At 37.5% G+C, this 20953-nt stretch carries 20 protein-coding genes; 9 read left to right on the top strand and 11 right to left on the bottom strand.

From position 1 onward, the window contains the following. Positions 1 to 24 precede the first annotated feature (24 nt). The 6 genes from mreC to SJPD1_RS01095 are packed head-to-tail and all read right to left on the bottom strand — an operon-like array spanning position 25 to position 5401. Positions 25 to 771 carry a rod shape-determining protein MreC gene (gene mreC, locus SJPD1_RS01120; protein ID WP_096045593.1) on the bottom strand — a complete coding sequence of 249 codons (747 nt, stop codon included), beginning with the start codon at positions 769 to 771 and terminating at the stop codon, positions 25 to 27. Continuing rightward, positions 764 to 1798, bottom strand: coding sequence for a rod shape-determining protein (locus SJPD1_RS01115; protein WP_087437507.1), 1035 nt, complete (start codon positions 1796 to 1798; stop codon positions 764 to 766). The genes mreC and SJPD1_RS01115 overlap by 8 nt, the downstream gene beginning before the upstream one ends. Positions 1799 to 1813: 15 nt before the next feature. After that, on the bottom strand, positions 1814 to 3046 hold the full coding sequence (gene clpX, locus SJPD1_RS01110; protein WP_096045592.1) for an ATP-dependent Clp protease ATP-binding subunit ClpX: 1233 nt from the start codon (positions 3044 to 3046) through the stop codon (positions 1814 to 1816). Then, complete coding sequence (gene lpxA / locus SJPD1_RS01105; RefSeq protein WP_096045591.1) at positions 3036 to 3830, bottom strand: acyl-ACP--UDP-N-acetylglucosamine O-acyltransferase; 795 nt, start codon at positions 3828 to 3830, stop codon at positions 3036 to 3038. The genes clpX and lpxA overlap by 11 nt, the downstream gene beginning before the upstream one ends. Position 3831: 1 nt before the next feature. Then, positions 3832 to 4281 carry a 3-hydroxyacyl-ACP dehydratase FabZ gene (gene fabZ / locus SJPD1_RS01100; protein WP_096045590.1) on the bottom strand — a complete coding sequence of 150 codons (450 nt, stop codon included), beginning with the start codon at positions 4279 to 4281 and terminating at the stop codon, positions 3832 to 3834. Between the two features lie 31 nt (positions 4282 to 4312). Then, positions 4313 to 5401 carry an epoxyqueuosine reductase QueH gene (locus SJPD1_RS01095; RefSeq protein WP_096045589.1) on the bottom strand — a complete coding sequence of 363 codons (1089 nt, stop codon included), beginning with the start codon at positions 5399 to 5401 and terminating at the stop codon, positions 4313 to 4315. 145 nt (positions 5402 to 5546) lie between these two features. On the opposite strand from SJPD1_RS01095, the gene SJPD1_RS01090 reads away from it, so the two are divergent. The 4 genes from SJPD1_RS01090 (at position 5547) to SJPD1_RS01075 (ending at position 11825) form a co-directional block, all read left to right on the top strand. Further along, positions 5547 to 8426 (top strand): DUF748 domain-containing protein, encoded by a 2880-nt coding sequence (locus SJPD1_RS01090; RefSeq protein ID WP_096045588.1) that lies wholly within the window; start codon positions 5547 to 5549, stop codon positions 8424 to 8426. Positions 8427 to 8428: 2 nt separating this feature from the next. Continuing rightward, positions 8429 to 9091 (top strand): response regulator transcription factor, encoded by a 663-nt coding sequence (locus SJPD1_RS01085; protein ID WP_096045587.1) that lies wholly within the window; start codon positions 8429 to 8431, stop codon positions 9089 to 9091. A 104-nt stretch (positions 9092 to 9195) separates the two neighbouring features. After that, on the top strand, positions 9196 to 10425 hold the full coding sequence (locus SJPD1_RS01080) for a HAMP domain-containing sensor histidine kinase (protein WP_096045586.1): 1230 nt from the start codon (positions 9196 to 9198) through the stop codon (positions 10423 to 10425). Positions 10426 to 10487: 62 nt separating this feature from the next. After that, entirely contained in the window at positions 10488 to 11825 is a 1338-nt protein-coding gene (locus SJPD1_RS01075; protein ID WP_096045585.1) for a cytochrome C, read from the top strand. 65 nt (positions 11826 to 11890) lie between these two features. Here SJPD1_RS01075 and bcp read toward each other — a convergent pair whose 3' ends face one another. After that, positions 11891 to 12355 carry a thioredoxin-dependent thiol peroxidase gene (gene bcp / locus SJPD1_RS01070; RefSeq protein ID WP_096045584.1) on the bottom strand — a complete coding sequence of 155 codons (465 nt, stop codon included), beginning with the start codon at positions 12353 to 12355 and terminating at the stop codon, positions 11891 to 11893. A 23-nt stretch (positions 12356 to 12378) separates the two neighbouring features. Further along, the gene (locus SJPD1_RS01065; RefSeq protein WP_096045583.1) at positions 12379 to 13797 is read right to left on the bottom strand and encodes an aldehyde dehydrogenase family protein; all 1419 of its coding nucleotides are present in this window, start codon (positions 13795 to 13797) and stop codon (positions 12379 to 12381) included. A 210-nt stretch (positions 13798 to 14007) separates the two neighbouring features. Between SJPD1_RS01065 and SJPD1_RS01060 the strand changes: the two genes are divergently transcribed. From SJPD1_RS01060 to SJPD1_RS01040, 5 genes are all read left to right on the top strand, one after another. Then, positions 14008 to 14922 carry a branched-chain amino acid transaminase gene (locus SJPD1_RS01060; protein ID WP_096045582.1) on the top strand — a complete coding sequence of 305 codons (915 nt, stop codon included), beginning with the start codon at positions 14008 to 14010 and terminating at the stop codon, positions 14920 to 14922. Positions 14923 to 15012: 90 nt separating this feature from the next. Then, a complete protein-coding gene (locus tag SJPD1_RS01055; RefSeq protein ID WP_096045581.1) occupies positions 15013 to 16101 on the top strand; it encodes an SPFH domain-containing protein in 1089 nt (362 codons plus the stop codon). Beyond that, positions 16098 to 16781, top strand: coding sequence for a bifunctional phosphoribosyl-AMP cyclohydrolase/phosphoribosyl-ATP diphosphatase HisIE (gene hisIE, locus SJPD1_RS01050; protein WP_096045580.1), 684 nt, complete (start codon positions 16098 to 16100; stop codon positions 16779 to 16781). The genes SJPD1_RS01055 and hisIE overlap by 4 nt, the downstream gene beginning before the upstream one ends. Continuing rightward, the gene (locus SJPD1_RS01045; RefSeq protein ID WP_096045579.1) at positions 16771 to 17307 is read left to right on the top strand and encodes a DUF2393 family protein; all 537 of its coding nucleotides are present in this window, start codon (positions 16771 to 16773) and stop codon (positions 17305 to 17307) included. The genes hisIE and SJPD1_RS01045 overlap by 11 nt, the downstream gene beginning before the upstream one ends. 10 nt (positions 17308 to 17317) lie before the next feature. Then, positions 17318 to 17857, top strand: coding sequence for a DUF2393 family protein (locus SJPD1_RS01040; RefSeq protein ID WP_096045578.1), 540 nt, complete (start codon positions 17318 to 17320; stop codon positions 17855 to 17857). A gap of 15 nt (positions 17858 to 17872) precedes the next feature. Here the strand turns inward: SJPD1_RS01040 and mnmL are convergent, their stop codons facing one another. The 3 genes from mnmL to dapB are packed head-to-tail and all read right to left on the bottom strand — an operon-like array spanning position 17873 to position 20950. After that, positions 17873 to 18826 (bottom strand): tRNA modification radical SAM protein MnmL/YtqA, encoded by a 954-nt coding sequence (gene mnmL / locus SJPD1_RS01035; protein ID WP_096045577.1) that lies wholly within the window; start codon positions 18824 to 18826, stop codon positions 17873 to 17875. Further along, a complete protein-coding gene (gene purF, locus SJPD1_RS01030) occupies positions 18826 to 20163 on the bottom strand; it encodes an amidophosphoribosyltransferase (protein WP_096045576.1) in 1338 nt (445 codons plus the stop codon). The genes mnmL and purF overlap by 1 nt, the downstream gene beginning before the upstream one ends. Before the next feature lie 19 nt (positions 20164 to 20182). Then, a complete protein-coding gene (dapB, locus tag SJPD1_RS01025) occupies positions 20183 to 20950 on the bottom strand; it encodes a 4-hydroxy-tetrahydrodipicolinate reductase (RefSeq protein ID WP_096045575.1) in 768 nt (255 codons plus the stop codon). Between the last annotated feature and the right edge of the window lie 3 nt (positions 20951 to 20953).

Below are 20953 nucleotides of genomic sequence, written 5' to 3'. Positions count from 1 at the left end.
GCCTCAAAGGCAGTGGATTCAAGACTAGTTTTGCATAATGACATGCATATACGCTGGTACATGTGGCGCTGCATAGGGTTTTACGACCACCGTTTTTGAAGACTCTTCATCAATGACTTCCGTCACGACTCCCACTTTTATACCTTCAAAGAAAATTCCATCCAGTCCGCTGGTGACAACTTCATCTCCCACTTGTGGCTGTAACCACTGAGAAATATATTTGACTAGCACTTCTTTGCGGTTACCTTGCGCAACACCTTGCATTTTTTGATTTCCAATATAGACAGCAAATATGGATTTTGGATCACTTAAAAGTAACCCTTGAGGGTGCCCATCGTTCGAGACAACAATGCCTGCTGCGTATCCTTGTTGTAAGAGTCCATAAATTTTACTTTGATTAAAGTCATCGAACTTTAACCATACTTTGCCATAATCATTCAAATTGGTATACCCAATGGATTGAATCATACTCACACGAGGATTGTATGCTGTAACATTGTGTTCCTTAAGCATATCGCTCAGTTTACTTGCAAAAGCAATGGAAAGAACGGCTGATTTTTGTAATGATTGATTTTCGGTACGTAATCGCTGAATCTCTTCTTGTTGAGCAAAATGTTCATTGATCTTAGCTTCAATTTGCATTTTCATATCACCATAAGAAGCAAGAATTTTTGTATTAATGCCACCTATAATGTGCCTTGCATCTGTGCTGTACCGAAACGATACAAACACAAAGATGCAAAGCAAAATAATGATTTTAAATTTACTCATTCGACAATTGTTGTAAAAGTTCAATCTCTTCGAGTGCTTTTCCTGTACCTTTTGCAACCGCTAAAAGTGGTTCATCGGCAACAAAAACAGGTAACTTCACGATGTCTGAAAGGTATTTATCGAAGCCTCGAATCAAAGCTCCACCACCGGTTAAAACAACACCGTTTTCAACAATATCCCCTGCAAGGTCTGGAGGCATCACTTCAAGGACATCTTTAAGCGCGTCGGCAATTTCTTTGAGTGGTTCTTTAATGGCATCTCGTACATCTTCACTGGTCAGTTCAATACGGCTCAAAAGTCCGCTCACTTGATCGCGCCCTTTAACCACCATAGAGATAGGTTCATCCATAGGAACAGCTGTACCAATAGCGATTTTGATCTCTTCCCCCGTTCGCTCACCAATTAATAAGTTATATTTTTTCTTAACGTAATCGACAATAGCCATATCAATCTTATCACCCGCAACGCGAATGGATTTACTGATAACCAACCCACCTAAAGATACAACGCCGATTTCAGTTGTACCACCGCCGATGTCAACAACCAAACTTCCTTGTGGCTCACGGACAGGGAGTCCTGCACCAATGGCTGCTGCCATAGGCTCTTCGATGAGGAAAACTTCACGTGCCCCTGCGCTCATTGCAGATTCACGTACCGCTTTACGTTCTACTTGTGTCAAACCATAAGGAACGCAGATGATGATACGGGGTCGTAAAAAGCTTTTTCTTCGATGCGCCTTTTCAATGAAATAACGAATCATTTTCTCCGTCATATCAAAATCAGCGATAACGCCATCACGCATTGGGCGGATCGCTTCAATGTCACCTGGCGTCTTACCCACCATATTTTTTGCCTCTTTACCCACTGCTAAGATATTTTGTTTACCATAGCGGTTGCGTTGTACAGCGACGACGGAAGGCTCATTGATAATAATACCTTTACCTTTGACCAATACCAAGGTATTCGCCGTTCCAAGGTCGATACTCATATCACTTGAGAAGAATCCTATTATCTTGTCCAAAATCATCTCTCTATTCCTTTTTTACGCACTTTTTTTATCTTTTTTGATATAAAGTGGTTTTTCACCTTTTGTCACTACATCTTTTGTAATCACCACTTCATAGCCACTTAGTTCTGGAAGTTCATACATCACATCAACCATAATATCTTCGATAATACTTCGAAGTCCTCTCGCTCCCGTCTTACGTTTGATCGCAAGCTCAGCTACAGAATCCAATGCCTCTTTTTCGAAAGAGAGCTCAACATTATCAATCGCAAAAAGTTTTCGATATTGTTTGTAAATTGCATTTTTAGGTTCTGTCAAAATACGCACCATATCTTCTTTAGTAATCGGTGAAAGCTTTGCCGTTACATGTAAACGTCCAATCAGCTCTGGAATCAACCCGTAATGGACTAAATCATCCGGTTCTGCAAGATCAAAAAGTCCTGCATCTTGGCTTTTTGTACGTTTTTCTTGCTCAAAGCCAAGGACATTTTTACCAATACGACGTTTAATAATCTCTTCCAAGCCATCAAAGGCTCCAGCACAGACAAACAAAATGTTGGTGGTATCAATCTGAATAAAATCTTGATTTGGGTGTTTTCGCCCGCCCTTTGGTGGAATGTTAACAATGCTGCCTTCAATAATTTTAAGCAGTGCTTGTTGAACGCCTTCACCTGAAACATCTCTGGTAATCGAGCGATTCTCACTCATACGCGCAATTTTGTCAATCTCATCAATAAAGACAATACCTTGTTCCGCTTTCTTAATATCTCCATTGGCACATTGAAGCAATTTTGTGAGAATATTTTCAACATCTTCGCCCACATAACCCGCTTCGGTTAAACTGGTTGCATCTGAGATTGCGATTGGTACATCTAAAAAACGTGCCAAAGTTTGAGCCATCAATGTTTTACCACTACCTGTTGGTCCAATGAGTAAAATGTTAGATTTAGAAATTTCGGTATCATCTTGAATGGTACTTTGCTTGAAAATTCTCTTATAGTGGTTATACACACCGACTGAAAAAATCTTTTTAGCTTGGTCTTGCCCAATGACAAAATCATCAAGCACTTTTTTTAACTCTTTTGGAGCTAAAAGTTCTTGATCAAAAGCCTCTTCACTACTACTCACAGAAGGCTCTGGAATTTCTCCAAAAAAGATTTTATGGGCAGAAATAACACAATGTTCGCAGATAAAAACATCATCGCCTGCGATTAAACGGGTGTCATTACTCTCTTTGGTGCCACAAAAACTACACTCTCTATTGACCATTATTTTTCCTCTCGAATGGAATACCTCGTGTGGATTCCATAATAAAGTTGCACATTTGCAACACTTTTTCGTTTGTTTCGCTCACTAATAATTTAGCCGCTGTCTCTTTAATAGCGTTTTCACTTCTAAAAAGTTGTTTATACGCACTTTGAATGGCGGTAATATCTTCTCGCTCAAAACGACGTTTTAACCCAACGCTGTTAAGGCCTCGAACAACCGCACGATTTCCTTCTGCTAAACAAAAAGGTGGGATATCTTGGCTAATAGCGCTTGCTCCTCCGATCATGACACCTTCTCCAATATGAACAAACTGATGAATCGGAGTCATACCACCAATGACAGTGAAAGAACCTATGTGTACATGGCCTGCGAGTGTTGCATTATTGGCCATAATAACATTATTGCCAACTTGACAATCATGTGCGATATGGCAGTAAATCATGATAAAACAGTTATTACCAATGCGTGTAACACCACCACCTTTTTTAGTTCCTGCATTAATCGTTACAAATTCACGGATCATGACATTACGACCTATCTCAACGCGTACGTCATCTTCTGGTTTATACCCAATATCCTGTGGTGGCATACCAATAACGGCGTAAGGACAAATTTTTGTATCCTCGCCAACTTTAGTTACACCATAGATTTGTGCTCCTTGCATCACCTCAACACCACTTTTAAGTATGGTATCTTTGGATACAAAAGCATAAGCTCCGATTTTTACATCGTCTGCTAAACTCGCTCCCTCTTCAACAATGGCAGTTGGATGAATGTTTGGCATGTTATTTGTCCACTATCATAGCTTTAAGCTCTGCTTCCGCGACAAGCTTGTCGTCAACATAAGCTTTGGCATCTAAAACCCAGATATTACCTCTGTGTTTTAGAACATTAAGTTTGTACACTAACTGATCTCCAGGCTTTACAGGGCTTCTAAATTTCGCATTATCAATACTCATAAAATAAACCACTTTTTCTTTCGTATCTTCTTGCTTCTCTTCATCCATGCTTTTAAACGCAAGAACGCCACCCGCTTGTGCCATACCTTCAATAATCATAACACCCGGGTAAATGGGATGATCTGGGAAATGTCCTTGAAAAATCTGTTCGCCTATTGTAATATTTTTAAATCCTTCAATAGACTCGCCTGGCGTAAGTGCGGTAATTCTATCCACGAGTAAAAAAGGAAAGCGATGGGGAAGTATTTTTTGAATCTCTACAACATCAATTAACATCTTTGAAACCTTCTAACAAAATTCTAATATTTTAGCCAATTAATACTAAATTTTCTCTAATGTCTTGATAGGTTTTGCTCTGAATGAAGAGTTCATAAGAGTCCATTTTAACCTCATCCAATACAACAAGTGGAGTTAATGAAGCAACTATCGACTTTAGGTAGGTGTTTCTAAAAGCTATTTCTATTTCTACCGTTGGGGGATTTTGTAGCATCTCTTTGAGTGTTTTATAGTCTGTATTGGCTAGCGTATTAAACGTTTTAAGCGAAATAAAACGTGCTTCTTCTTTTGCTAAAAATCCAACGCCTTGTGCTACAAACTCTACATTTGTTTTAGTAAACTCTTTTTTACATGTAGAGTAAAATAAGACATAACTAGGAATAATCTTTTTGTCACTATTCTTTACCCATGCGCGAAGCAATCTATAGTTTAAAAACTTTTCACGCACCAATTTAAAAGGAGTCTCATTTGCTTCAAGCTCTATCACTTTTTCATACAAAACAATACGTTCCTCAATAGAAGCAGGAAGTATTTGAGGGCGTAGAGGTGAACTCAGTTCATCTGCCCATTTTTGTTGTTGCTCTCTTTGCACACCCAAAGCGAACAGGCAACCACAATAATTTTGGTGGTATAGCATTGCCTCTTTTGCTTGTGTAAACTGTTCTTGTGTACCACCACCTTTTCTAAAATCAGGTGCAACGATTTCAAGTTCATATTTCTGAGCAATGACACGTAAAGCTTTTTCTAACTGCTCTAATGATTTTTTAGGACTTGTTAGTAACGTTGTTGTTATTGTTTTTTCACCTATTTCTAGAGCTTTTTGTGCAGTTTCTTCTAACCTGTTATCAAAACACACTGAACAACGTTTGCCTTTTTCTGGCTCATTTTCAAGACCTCGAACCGCTTCAAGCCACCCTTCGTAATTGTAATCGCCTACATGTAAGGCAATTCCTAACTTGTCACAACTACGTTTGACATCCAAAAGCCTTAATTTATACTCACTGAAAGGATGAATATTAGGATCATAAAAAAAGCCAATTAACGTCTCATCAGGATAACTTTTTTGAAGTCTTTGCAAAAAAAAGTGGCTATCTACGGAGCAACAAATATGAACGAGCATAGTATTTCTTTATAGAGTAAAAATTTTCAAAAAGTATAACATAGGTAACATATAATCCATCTATCCTTATAAAACTAATATGGATTTTAAATAGAAATGTTTCAATTTATTGTATAATAAATAAGCCCTTAAAAAGGAGTGTACGATGCTAAAAAAGTGTCTTAAAAGTGTTCTATTCTGGTTAATTTTTCTTCCCGCATTCTATACACTGAGCGGTTTTATTATCCTTCCATGGTGGGCACAAACAAAGCTACCTACTCTTCTTCAAGAGAAACTGGGTCTTTCAATTTCAATTGAAAAAGTACTCTTTAACCCTTTCACGTTTGAATTACATGTAAATAATTTAGCGCTCCATGATACCAATGGAAGTAGTGTTGTATCTTTAGAGCATTTGTATGTTAATTATGAGCCAACCTCTTTGTTCAAAAAAGAGTTTTTTATCCAATCATTGCTCCTCGACAAGCCTTTTGTTGATCTAAAAATTGACCCTAATGGTAACCTAGCCCTTCTAAGTATTTTTCCAAAGAGTAGCACGGATGACAACCTTACTACGCATGATAATAGTCTTGTCATGCCTTTTATCATTGAACATGTTGAAATCCAAAATGCTCAATCTACATTTACAGATGAACGTCCAAACATTCCTTTTAAATTTGACATAGGCCCTATAAATTACACGGTCAACAACCTCAGTTTTTATAAAGATGACCTTAGCATTCATGCTCTTAAAGTAATGTTTCAAAACGAAGAAAAAATCTCCATTGCAAGTAGCGCTTCTTTTGAACCACTCAAGTTTTACGGCGAGCTCAATATTGTGCGTCTCCCTCTCTCAAACTTTTGGAAATACGCATTACCAACCATTCCAGTAACACTTACACAAGGAGAACTTTCACTTAGAGTTCCTTTTTCCATTGATCTTAGCAAAGAAAAACCACTTGTTTCATTGGAAAAAGCTTCTGCCTCCTTAGACAGTGTCCGCTTGGTAGATAATGAGAATAAACCCGTTATTGAAGTACCTTCCTTTAATCTTGAAACCATTGATTTTGACTTGCAAACCTCCAATATTAGCATCGAAAAAGCCACGATTACCAAGCCTTTTGTAGATATTCAATTGGAAAAAGATTACACGCTTAATTTAGTACGTCTTTTTACGCCTAAAAGCCCATCAACTCAAGTAAAAGTGCAATCATCCGCCAAACAAGAGACCAATAACACTTGGAAATTTGCCCTTAAAACATTAGAAGTTAAGGAGGCAACTGTTGATGTGCGTGATCAAAATGTGAAAAGTGCACCTGCTCATTTTGCTCCCTTAAAATTAACCGCTCAAAATATCACGCAAGATATGAACAATCCTATTACCTATGATTTTAACAGTACCCTGGATACGACTGCTACTTTAAACTTCAAAGGGACTTTTATTCCCGCAACTGCTTCGTTAGATATAGCCATTAATGCTAATAAACTCTCTTTAGAAAAAGCGCAACCCTATATTGCACTTTATACAACTACCCTTATTCAAGATGGCGCATTATCACTCAATTCTAAGATTAAAGCTTCTTTTGACAAACAAACAACTTTCAAAATTGAAGGTGATGCAACTGTCTCTAAATTTTCACTTGCAGATAAATTTAGAAATTCTCTTGTTGCTTGGGAAACACTCAATTTTTCCAATTTTTCCTACACGCTTTCTCCTTCAACATTAAGTATTCAAAATATTGCTCTGGATAAACCCTATATCAATCTTGATATCAAAAAAGATGGCACGACCAATTTTTCCAATCTCTTGAAAACCTCGTCAACTCCATCAAAAGCACCTTCTAAAATGAAAAAAACATCACCAGCAAAAAATGAGGCTATGGCTATCTTCATTGGGAATATCGTACTTAAACGAGGAACTACCCATTTTAAAGATGCCTCTTTACTGCTTCCTTTTGCGACTTTTGCCGACCGTCTAAATGGATCAATGTCAACACTCGATACAAAAAACACCAAGCCTTCTGTGCTAAAATTGGAAGGGAAAGTTGACAAATATGGCTACGCAAAAATTGATGGATCAGTTTTACCTTTTGATTTAAAAAATAGAGCCAATCTCAAAATCCTCTTTAAAAACATTGATATGCCTTCTCTTTCTCCCTACTCTGGAAAATTTGTAGGCTATGCGATCAAAGAGGGAAAACTCTCTATGGATCTAAACTATAAGATTAAAAAGGGATTGATGGAAGGCGCTAATAAGATTAACCTAGATTCGCTCACACTGGGTGATAAAATTGAAAGTGCAGATGCGACCAATCTTCCTCTAGGACTTGCCATTGCTATTTTAAAAGATTCTAAAGGGCAAATTGACATTGATCTTCCCGTCAGTGGCGATCTTAATGACCCTGAATTTCGTTATGGAAGCATTGTGTGGAAAGCCATTGGAAATCTCATCGGAAGTATTGCAACCTCTCCATTTAAACTCTTAGGTTCCATCCTCGGCATCGAAACTGAAAATCTTAAAAGTATTGATTTTGCAGCAGGAGAATATGCGCTTATTGACTCAGAAGAGGAAAAGATGGCGCAATACCAACAAATTTTGGAAAAAAGAAGTGAGCTCAATCTTATCGTTACTCCAAGTTTCAACGAAACGCTTGATACCAAAGCACTTCAAGAGCAAAATGTAACTGCACAAATAGAAGCAATGACTCCTAAAAAGAGTAAAGAAGATGATAGTTATAGCAAAGCAATCAAAAAACTCTTTATTCAAAAATACTCTAGTGATGATTACAATAAACTTCTAAAATCCTATAAAGATGAAAATTTGGATATTGGTGCTATCAATGATAATTTGATTTCAAAAATTGCTGAGAACATTATCATAGCGCCAGAAGCACTTCAAAATCTAGCACTTAAACGCTCTGATACTATCATACAAACGATGATTACAAAGCATAAAATAGCACCTGCAAGATTGATAAAAAATGAGCCTAAAGCCAGCGATGCTATTCGTGATGAGTGGGTAGGATGTGAAATCACTGTTAGAAATTAACTATGAAAATCTTAATAATAGAGGATGATATTGAGCTTCTAAAAAATTTAGCAGACAGTTTAAAACAGGATTGCTTCACAGTTGTAACAGCGCAAACTGGCAAAATGGCATTGCAAAAATATACGGAAGATGTATTTGATCTTGTATTGTTAGATTTAAATTTACCCGATATGGATGGGATTGATATTTTAGAAAAAATCCGAAAGGGAAAAGTTCCATCTGTGCACGTACTTATTCTTACCGCTAAATATGAACTTGAAGACAAGGTCATAGGATTAGATGCTGGAGCAGATGATTATCTTGCAAAACCTTTTTCTATGGTAGAGCTAAAAGCAAGAATTAGAGCCATATTACGAAGAAGCTCAACCAATAAGCAAATCAAACTGCACATTAACAATATCGAAATCAACATAGCTGAAAGAAAAGTTTTAAAGGACGATACTGAAATAAATCTCACCCCTAAAGAATTTTCCATACTTGAACTTTTTTTCTACAACAAAAATAGTATACTCACGCCAACACAAATTGCTGAACATATCTACACTGATTATTTTGACAAATCTTCTCATATTATTAATATGCATATCAAAAACATTCGCACCAAACTTCAAAATCAAACTATCATAGAGACAATCCGTGGTGTAGGTTTTAGGCTTAACAGTTGAAAATTAGTTCAAAAATATCTTTTTTTTATTTATCATCAACTATATTACTAACGTTATTTTTATCGATCTATCTTTATTCATCGTATGAAAAAGACTTAGAAAACATGCTTGATGAACATCTCACTGAGGACTCTGAGCAAATAAAATTTCTTTTAGACAATAATATTTACAGTAGCACATCTTTAAAACGCATTTTATTTGAAGAATACTGGCTCAAAATAACAAAAAATGATACGCTACTTTACGTTAGCGATATAGCCAATTCTATTGCCATCCCTCCTGAAAAAATTGCGGATAGGACAACACTCACCGTTAAAACCAATCAGATCAATTTTACTGCTGACTATGATGTCATATTCAGACTACACGTTAAACACTATGACGATGGTACCACTATTATTCTTGGCATTTCAATGGATAACAGCATCAAACAAAATCAGAAAAAACTTGCCACAATTTTTATTATTACCCTTATCATTATTTCAGCTCTTTTTTATTACTTGGTTAATTTTCTGCTGAAACCATTGGTGAGTATTTCTTTAACCCTCAGAAGGTTAAGTCAAGAAAAATTTTCTCTTGGATTGGTACAAGAATCTAACGATGAAATTGGGTTTCTAATAGAAAGCATCAATCTTACGTTCGAGAAGCTTAGAAATCATTTCACCTATCAAAAAGATTTTTTGTCCATTATGTCACATGAACTTAAAACACCTCTATCTGTTATCAAAAATCATATTGAAAATGCCATAGAAAGGGAAGATATTCCTCTTGTGATGAAGGAAAAATTTTCAAATGACTTGGAACAAATATCTAAATTAAATCAATTTATTCACAGACTTATGTTGCTCACAAGACTAGAGGATAAAACGATTATTCCTAAAAGTATCCGCTTTAATCTTAGTGAATTAGCACATGAACTTTGTCAATTTTTTACAGATCTAGCAGAGTCTCAAAACAAAGTTTTCACATCAGAAATTTCAAATCAAATTTTTATCGTTGGAGATAAAGGATTAATATACAGAGCTATTTTTAATATTGTGGATAATGCCATAAAATATACTCCTGAAGAAAAAGAGATACACCTTATTCTAAAATGTATTGATCCAAAAACAGCAATCTTGCAAATACGAGATCAAGGAGAAGGTATTAGCGAGGAGGTGATCATGACTGCTGAAAGTTCAATGTTTTCGAAATCAATTTATGATCAAGATGGCATTAAAAATGGCATTGGAATGAGGCTTATTATTGCGATTTTAAACCTTCATACTCTGAAATATAAAATTCAATCTACTCAAAATGGAAGTATTTTTACTATATTCTTTAAAATTGCATAAAATTGAAGAAAACTTGAAACAACTGTAGTAGGATTTTTTCATAAAACAAAAGGATGGTTTTCATGAATAAACTACTACATAAAACGGTTTGTACCGTCATATTTCTTCTTACGTTTGGAATGACTTCGGCATATGCAATCCCTAGCTTTGCTAGGCAAACGGGCTTAGATTGTGCACAATGCCATACCGTATTTCCTGAACTAACTCCAACAGGACGATATTTCAAACTACATGGCTATACTATGACCAATGATCAAAAAACAAGTCCTCTTGACAATTTATCAGGAATGGTACAATTGAGTTATACTCAAAATGCCAATACCACAACAAACCCTGACCAAATTGACCCTGCTAAAGATAAAAAACTATCTCTTGATCAAGCCAGTCTCTTTTATGGTGGTAAAATCATTGATGATTTAGGTGCTTTTATTCAAGTAACCTACGATGGAACAAATTTGATAGGGAGCCAAAGCACCAATGATGTGGCACATCATATAGTCGCTGATAATGTTGACATTAGATACGTTAAAGATTTTACACTAGGGGAAAATGATTTACTCGTTGGATTAACACTGAATAACAATCCAAGTATGCAAGATATTTACAATACAACCCCAACTTGGACATTTCCATACTCATCATCTGCCAATGTCAATTCACCTGTGTCTACTCTTATTGATGGGGGACTAGGTCAAAAAGTTGCTGGACTTGGAGTGTATGCTATGCTTAATGACTTCCTTTACGCTGAAGTTGCAGGTTATCAGTCTAATCGATCAGGTGGACCTCTGCATATTCTTCGTTATAATCCACTCTACTCAGATACAAATGAGGTTCATGGTACGGCACTTTATACAAGAGTAGCATTGCAAAAAACCATCGGTGAGCATTTCTTCATGGTTGGCGGATACACACTCAATTCAAAAATGGATCCGGATGTTACAGCTCCTACAGGCTTATATGATCGCTACGATGACAAGGCTATCGATGCACAATATAGTTATACCAATGGAAGCAATATGGTAACGGTGATGGCAACAAGAATTAGAGAAAAAACAACACTCAATAATTCCTTTGGCTCCTTAAGTGATAATCTAAACAATACACTAACAACAACCAGAGGAAAAATCAGTTATTACTATGATCAAAAATATGGCGCAACCGTTGGTGCATTTACCACAGATGGCACTGCTGATGCTACGCTTTATGGAAGTAGTAATGGCTTACCTGACAGCTCTGGAAAAATTTTCGAGCTCGATTATCTGCCTATTCAAAAAGTTAAAATTTCTTTGCAATATACGATGTACGATAAATTTAACGGAGCGAAAGATAATTACGATGGAGCGGGGAGAAACGCAAAAGACAATAATAACGTATTCTTGACTGCATGGATTATGTTCTAAAATAAATTTATTTTACTATGAGAGCGTTCAAAATCATACGGTTCAGAACGCTCCACTGTTGTCGCTCAAATCAATGTTTCCAAAACTTTTTTCACTTCACTGGCGTGATCTTTGACTTTAACATTCGACCACAATTTAGCGATTTTTCCACTTGGGTCGATTAAAAAGGTTGAGCGCACAATGCCCATATACTCTTTACCACAAAACTTTTTCAACTGCCACACACCGTAACGTTGTGCTACTTCAGTGCTCACATCAGAGAGCAGTGTTATCTCTAGTTTTTGTTTGGCAATGAACTTTTGATGCGATGCTGTACTATCAGGACTAATGCCTAAAACAACAGCATTTAAACCTTCTAAACTTGGAAGTGCTGCTGTAAAATCACACGCCTCGGTGGTGCATCCAGGTGTGCTGTCTTTAGGGTAGAAGTAAAGCACGATCCATTTGCCCTCTAAATCTCGCAGGGATATTTCTACATTGTCTTGATTGGGAAGACTAAGAGCGGGGGCTTTATCACCTATTTTTATCATCTAAATTCCTTTGTTGATATTTTTTAGCATATTACCACAGATTTTATCTGAGTATAGTCATCTAAAAGCGCAAAATAAGGACCTTCTTTTCCAACGCCACTTTGTTTGATGCCGCCATAGGGTTGAAGGTCGAATCGCAATGTGGGAATGTCATTGATAACAATACCACCCGCTTCAAGCTCATCAATTGCTCTTTGAACTATGGAGAGATCATTACAAAAAATGGAATATTGAAGTCCATAATCTGAAGCGTTCATTTTGGTTTTTGCCTCTTCGTAATCCTTCACTTTGATCAGTGAAACAATCGGCGCAAAGACCTCTTCGCACACAATCGCCATTGCTTCACTTACATCTGCCATAATCGTTGGCTCAAACAAAAGAGCTTTACATGTAAAACCACACAAAGGTTTTGCCCCCTCGTCTATGGCACTTTGAATCCATCGTTTTGCCTTGAGCACCGCTGCTTCATTGACCATCGGGCCAATGAAAGTTTTTTCATCGTACGGTGAACCTACATGTAAGCTTTTTGTCTCTTCTACAAGTGCTTGTGCAAACGGCTCATAAATGCTTTCATGCACGTAAATGCGCTGCAATGAGATGCACACTTGACCTGAATTAATAAATGCACCCACCGCACATCGTTTAGCCGCAAGGACAAGATCAGCAGAAGCATCAATATACGTCGCAGCATTCCCACCCAGCTCTAAAGATACTTTTTTGATCCCCGCTTTTTGCGTGATCTCACGTCCAACACTCACACTGCCGGTAAAACTGATGACGCGAGGAATTTCGCTGGTGATAAGCGTTTCATTCACTCCTTCACCACTGTAAAGGAGACTGAGCGCATCTTTTGGCGCATACGGACTTTCGATGAAAAGTTTGACCAGTTCATACGCAGTTCGTGGCGCTTGTGAAGTCGGTTTCAAGATGACGGCATTACCCGCAACCAATGCTGGGGCAATTTTGTGCGCGACTAAATTGAGCGGAAAATTAAACGGTGTAATCGCTAACACCACGCCTACAGGTTCGCGTTTATAAAAGGACAAACTCTTTTTACCACTGGGCATTGCAGTGGTATCAAACGATTCGCCGTTTACATGTAACATCGCATTGGCGGAGAGTTTAATCGTCTCGATGCAGCGATCGACCTCAACGCGTGAAAAAGCAATCGGTTTTCCCACCTCATCGGTGATACAAAGCGCTATACGCTCACGCTCAATTTCCAGCTTTTGCGCCACATCCAACAGCCAATTGGTGCGCTGATGCAGTGGAATCTGTTTTACATGTAAAGCTGCTGTACGTGCTATTTCTAAAACTTCTTTGGCATCGGTTGCATCGCAAAGGCAAAAGCTTGAAACCACGCGTCCATCATACGGTGAACACACCTCTTTGCACTCTTTTTTATCCTTACATGTAGAACCAAAATAGAGCTTTGCTTTCATAATTTTACTCCTTCTTTTGTGATTCAAAGCACCAAAGGTGCGTGGGCACTCTGTCTTTGAGAACCCAGTGTTAACGTAGTCTTTAGAGCTTTGCTTTAAAGACGTATTCAAATTGAAGTATAACGCAACTTTTCATACTAAAACTATCTTTAATCAATTTTTGGCTACCATAGTATCTCTTTAGAAAACGACTTTTAAGAAGGTAGAAAAATGGATAAAGCAAAATACATTTGGATGGACGGCAAACTCGTTGCATGGGATGATGCAAAAATACATATTTTGACCCATACACTTCACTATGGTAATGGTGTTTTTGAAGGTACTCGTGCGTACATGACGGACAATGGTCTGGCTATTTTTAAGCTTAAAGAGCACACCAAACGCTTGCTCAATTCTGCCAAAATTACTCGCATTAAAGCGACCTATTCCCAGGAAGAACTCGAAGCAGCTCATATTGAACTTCTCAAATCAAACAACTTTACTTCCAACGTCTATATTAGACCGCTGATTTATTTAGGATACGGCGTTATGGGGCTTAATCTTGCACAAGCACCGGTGAATACAGCGATTGCGGCATGGCAATGGGGCAGCTACCTTGGCGATGATGGCATTGAAAACGGCATTCGCGTTAAAATCTCTTCATTTGCGAGAAACCCTGTGAGTGCCAATATGGGAAAAGCCAAAGCAGCTGCAAACTACCTCAACTCACAAATGGCAAAATACGAAGCACTCGAAGCGGGTTATGAAGAAGCGTTACTTTTGGATGAAGATGGATTTATCGCTGAAGGCAGTGGAGAATGCTTCTTTATCGTCAGAGATGGTAAGCTGATTTCTCCACCAAACGACACATCTCTTGAGAGTATCACTCAAGCAACCGTATTAGAGCTTGCGCGCGAAGCAGGCATTCCTATTGAGCGCAGACGCATTACACGTGACGAAGCGTATATCTCTGATGAAGCGTTCTTCACAGGCACTGCCGCAGAAGTAACTCCAATCAAAGATATCGATAATTATATTATTGGCGATGGTAAACGTGGTCCTATCACCAAACAACTTCAAGAAGCGTATTTTGATGTGGTCTACGGACGCAATCCAAAATACAAACATTTCTTAACATTTATCTAAATTCCTGCCTCGAAAGAGGCAAGCTTTAGCGCCAAGCACAGTTTTGGCTTTGCTTGAAACCGTATTTTATAATTGAAACAAAGGAAGATTATGCCAGCAGATTTGAACGACTATTTTAAAAAGAAAAATGGGGGAGGAAGCAGTAGTAATGGCGATAATGACAATCGCACCCCTTTTAATATCGAACCTCCCGATTTTATGAAAAACCTTGGTAAAAAGGCAGGAATCCTTTATGTGCTTATTGCAATCATCGTCATTGCTGTTATTGCCAAACCTTTTGTAATTATTAATTCAGGCGAAATGGGAATTAAAGCAACGACTGGTAAATTTGAGCCGATCCCGATGGAACCAGGATTTCATCTTTTTATTCCTTTTATTCAACAAGTTTTTATTGTTGATACTAAAGTGCGTATTATGAACTACTCTTCAAGCGAAGACTTAGGTGAAGTCTTACAAAGAGGATCTGGCATCAAAAAAAATGCAGCTATTTCTGTTCTTGATGCAAGAGGCTTACCTGTTTCAATTGAACTTACAGTTCAATATAAGTTAGAACCAACAACTGCACCACAAACGATCGCAACATGGGGTATGGCATGGGAAGATAAAATTATTAACCCAGTTGTCAGAGATGTCACAAGAGCTGTTGTAGGTAAGTTTAATGCAGAAGAGTTACCACAAAGACGTAATGAGATTGCTGTCAATATCGAAGAAGGTATTCGCAAAGCGATTGACGCACAACCAGGCAAACCTGTAGAACTTCTTACCATGCAACTCAGAGAAATTTTACTTCCTGCAAAAATTAAAGAACAAATTGAAAAAGTTCAAGTAGCGAAGCAAGAGGTTGAGCGAACAAGGTATGAAGTAGAAATAGCCAATCAACAAGCCCTTAAACGTGCTGCTGAAGCGGAAGGTCAAGCAAAAGCGAGACAAATCAATGCTCAAGGTGAAGCAAACGCTGTTAAAATTGAAGCGGATGCAGATGCCTATGCTAATAAAAAAATCAGTGAAAGCATTTCTGATCCACTCTTAAAACTTCGCCAAATTGAAGTCCAAGGAAAGTTTAACGAGGCACTTAAAGAAAATAAAGATGCAAAAATTTTCCTAACACCCGGTGGTTCAACCCCTAATATTTGGGTCGATACCAAAGATAGCCAAAAAGCGGTCAGTATAAGCAAATGAGTTCAACACTAATTCATTCCATCGACTGGAACGCTTCACCACTTTTGCCTGTCGTTGCACAAGACGTCAAGAGTGGTGAGGTTTTAATGCTCGCATATATGAACCAAGAAGCGCTCTCTTTAACACTTCAAACAGGACTTGCTCACTACTATTCCAGAAGCCGCCAAAGCCTCTGGAAAAAGGGTGAAACGAGTGGTCATGTACAACATGTTAAAGAGGCCTATTTGGACTGCGATAGCGATACGTTACTGCTCAAAGTTGAGCAAGAAGGTGTGGCATGTCATACGGGGCGCATGTCATGCTTTTTTAACCGTATAGATGTTGAAGAAACACCTAAAAAGCCTGCACAAGAAATTGCGGCTTATTCTATTAGCGATAAAATTTATCATATTATACAAGAACGCAAAAAAGCTGATCCTAAAACCTCTTATGTGGCATCACTGCTACACAAAGGTGACAATAGTATTTTGAAAAAAGTTGTCGAAGAAGCAGGTGAATTTTGTTTTGCCTTCAAAGACAATGATAACAAAGAGATCATTTATGAGGCAGCCGATCTTATGTTCCATGCTCTTGTTGCATTGGGAGCTAAGAACATTCATCCATCACTGATCTCCAAAGAGCTTGAAAGGCGCTTTGGACTCAGCGGGATAGAGGAGAAAAATAGCCGTAATGAACACTGATGCACTCAAATTATCACTATTGACCTATATTAAACACTTTGGTCTTTATGATTATTTGGCATTTAGTTGGTTGTTTTTTACTTTTATTATTTTAATAATCTTAGCAAGCTTAGTGGCGAGACGCTCTTCTACGGCGTCTCTTCTTTTAGTTATCTTTGCTCTTCTCCTTCTTGTCATTTCACCTTTCTTTATTAAAGAAAAACTAGAAGAAACATTCAGAACAACAACAACCGAAATCACTATGGTCAAGAAATTAACCTTTTCAGCATCACTTATTGTTGAAGGAAATATCTACAATAAATCAACTAAAAATTTTTCGCTTTGTTTGATTCGCACTTCTATTTTTAAACAAACAGGGGCACAAGGGTTCAAAGCATATCTCAATTCTCTAAAACCAATATCTAATCAGTCGATATTAATTACAAAGGACCTTTTAAAAGAGGATAGTATGGAATATCAAGCTGTTTTTGATGGTTTTGAATATAATGGCGATGTATTTGCAACATTAAAAGCAGAGTGCTACTAAAGGAGTAACTGTGACCTATTTTACGCTACTTCATTGGTTTATTCTTATTCTTATTCTTCTTATATTTTCTCTTATTCTCATGTTAACTATTCGTAATCATGATGGTAAATCTTCTCTATTTGCGCCGATTATAGCTAATATCTTTATTATGGCTATTTTTGCTTTTTTTGCCATTTATGGACTCGATAAATATACTAAAGTTGCTCGATTAGAAAACATCACACAGAAAAAAGTGTTGATTAATGAATCTTTTTCTATTTCAGGACAAATTCGTAATATTGGCAATTTTCAAATAGGTAAATGCATTTTAGAAGTTAAAATTTCTAATGAACTTGGTGACTCTGCAGGATCTGGATCTATTGTTTTTGAACCAAAATCAGCTTTTGACAATCTTTTTAGCAAAGATTCTAGCAGTTCTGTAGATACAACTAAAGAATTTGTCATTGCAGAGAATCTACATAAAAATGAAATGCGCAATTTTACTGTCTTTATGCGATACCCTCCATCTTTTTCAAAGCCATATATACGCTATGAGCTTTTTTGTCACTAATTCCATTGATGGCTTCTAGTAAAGAAGTCCCTCTTTTTTAAGAGCTTCACGAATATTAAACATTTGTTGATGTTTGGTGTAACACCATGATGGAGATAAAAGAGTAGCGTCTTCAATGCCTGCACTCACCCGTTGAAGAATAACGCCTTCTGGTAAAAGTTTGATGGCTTTAATAATCGTTTGAATGTAAGACTCTTCAGAAATTGGAATAAAGTCTCCTCTATTAAGATCATTGGCTAACGCTGTTCGTTTAACAACATATAAAGGATGAAATTTAAAAGACTTAACACCTAGCCTAAGTGCAAATTTAACACTTTCTAAAGCCATCTCAGGTGTCTCACCAGGTAGTCCAAAGATAACATGAGCACATATTTTAAGTCCATACTGACGCGATAAAGTAATGTATTTTTCAATATTGGCACTATCATGCCCTCTATTGATTCGTTTTAATGTTTCATCAGAAGAAGATTGCACACCATATTCCAGCCAAATTTCACGTTCTTTTGAAAGTTCCGCTAAATAAGCAATCACCTCTTCTGTCACACTATCAGTACGTGTTCCAATACTTAAGCCTACAACGCCTTCAAAGCTTAAAGCCTTTGTATAGAGTGTTTTAAGTGTTGCAAGGGGTGCATAAGTATTGGTAAAAGATTGAAAATAGATAATAAATTTTTGTGCACCAAATTTTTTTGACAATACTTTCTTTGTCTTTTTATACTGTGCTTCAAGTTGAATGAGCTGGAACTCTAAATAAGGATTTTCAGAAGTTGGGTGTAAGTAAAAACGCTTAGGTTGCTTGTGCTCTAGATTGGGGCTAAAAGACTCATTTTCGCAAAAAATGCAACCGCCCCTGGCGACGGTACCATCAATATTAGGGCAGGTAAATCCAGAGATTGAGACAGGAATTTTATAAATAGTCTCCCCAAATTTTCCTCTAAAATACCGCCCCGCTGTCAAAATCTCGCGCATTATTTAATAAAATAATTTCCATCAAAACTCACCAATGAGTAATTCATATCGTTTCCAATACTCTCTTTAAGTGCATCTATACTTAAAAATGCCAATGAATCTGCTTCAATATATTCTCTAACTTCTTCAACGCTTTTATTGGCACTAATCAACTCTTTATAACTTGGCGTATCAATACCATATAAACAAGGATGTTCAATTGTTGGAGAAGCAATACGCATGTGTACCTCAGCAGCACCTGCACGTTTTAATAATTTAACGATTTGTCTCGAAGTAGTACCTCTTACAATACTATCATCAATCACAACAATTTTTTTACCTTCTAAAATTTTATGAATAGGAGAGAGTTTAAGTTTCACTTTGAGATCACGCACCGCTTGCGTAGGTTCAATAAATGTTCTTCCAACATAATGATTTCGAACAATTGCCATTTCAAAAGGAATGCCACTAGCTTGAGCATAACCTAAAGCTGCGCTCACACCACTATCAGGAACAGGAATAACAAGATCTGCTTCGACAGGAGCAAGCTCTGCCAGTTTCATACCCATTTTTTTACGCGCTGCATAGACATTCTTACCTTCAATTACACTATCAGGTCTCGCAAAATAGATAAATTCAAAAGCACAGATATGGGGATCTGGCTCAAAGAGCTGAATACTTTCAAACTCCTCTTTACCTTGCTGAAAAATCACCATCTCACCAGGTCGTACATCTCTTACAAACTCTGCATCTACAAGGTCAAGTGCACACGTTTCGCTTGCAACGATATAACCACCCTCTTTCATTTTACCAATCGACAAAGGACGGACACCATAACGATCACGTATCGCAAACATTTTTGATCTACTTTGAATTAAAAGACAATAAGCACCCTTGATCACATTCAGTGCTTCCACAATACGGTCTTTAAGTTTACCTTGTTGAGAGCGTGCAATTAAATGAATAATATTTTCTGTATCCATAGAAGATTGAAAAATAGCACCTTGCTCAACAAGTTTACTTCTTACTTCATGCTTATTAATGAGGTTACCATTATGAACAATCGAAATATCACCCAATTTATAACTTGCTGCAACGGGTTGAGCATCTTTCACTGAGTCGCTTCCTGCCGTAGAGTAACGATTATGACCTATTGCCATATCCCCGTGTAAGAAAGCCAGTTTTCCTTCATTAAAGACTTCGGTGACTAATCCATTGTCTTTAATGGTACGAATTTTCTTGCCATCACTGGCACTGATACCTGTTGCTTCTTGTCCACGATGTTGCATCGCGAACAAAGCATAATAGGCTATCTTAGAAGCATGTTTTACATCAAATACACCAACAATTGCGCACATAAGTTCATATCACCTTTTTTTAAAGACCTAAACAGTCACTAATCGTATAAAGACCATTAGGTTGATTGATGATCCACTTTGCGGCTTTAATTGCGCCTTTGGCAAAGGTATCACGACTAGTTGCAGTATGATTCATTTCAATAAACTCGCCATCATTGTAAAATCCTACCGTATGACGACCTACAATATCACCACCACGAAGCGCCATTATGGCAATCTCATCTTTGCTACGTTCCCCAATAAGACCATTGCGCCCACTGATGCGAACATCATCTAAATTGAGACCTCGTCCACGCGCAGCATGCTCACCAAGAGTTAATGCTGTACCACTAGGTGCGTCTTTTTTAAAACGATGGTGCTGTTCTACAATCTCAATATCAAAATCACTGAGGCTTTTAGAAGCAAGCTCAACTAAACGATTGAGAACAGCCACTCCTAAAGACATATTGGTAGAATAAAGAATAGGCATATTATTGGCAGCTTCTTTTAAAAGATTATGTTGGTGTTCATTTAATCCTGTTGTACCAATCACTAGGGGCGTTGGATGTTTTAAAGCATTTTCAAGCAATGTTTCTGTACCAATGGAGATTGTAAAATCAATGACCACATCACTCTTTTGCAAAAGAGTAAGTACGTCATCCGTAACAACTGCATCCTTCGGAGGAGTAAAACTAAACTCTTCTATGGCATGTAAAACATACGGTTTTGCTTCTTTATCTTTAATCAGATTATCAATAAGCAACCTGCCTACCCTACCCGTTGAGCCGTGAATTCCAACATGTATCATTCT

Source organism: Sulfurospirillum diekertiae (genome assembly GCF_002309535.1).
Classification (GTDB): Bacteria; Campylobacterota; Campylobacteria; order Campylobacterales; family Sulfurospirillaceae; genus Sulfurospirillum; species Sulfurospirillum diekertiae.
The sequence above is the reverse complement of the archived record's forward strand: the minus strand, read 5'-3'. Positions and strand labels throughout refer to the sequence as shown.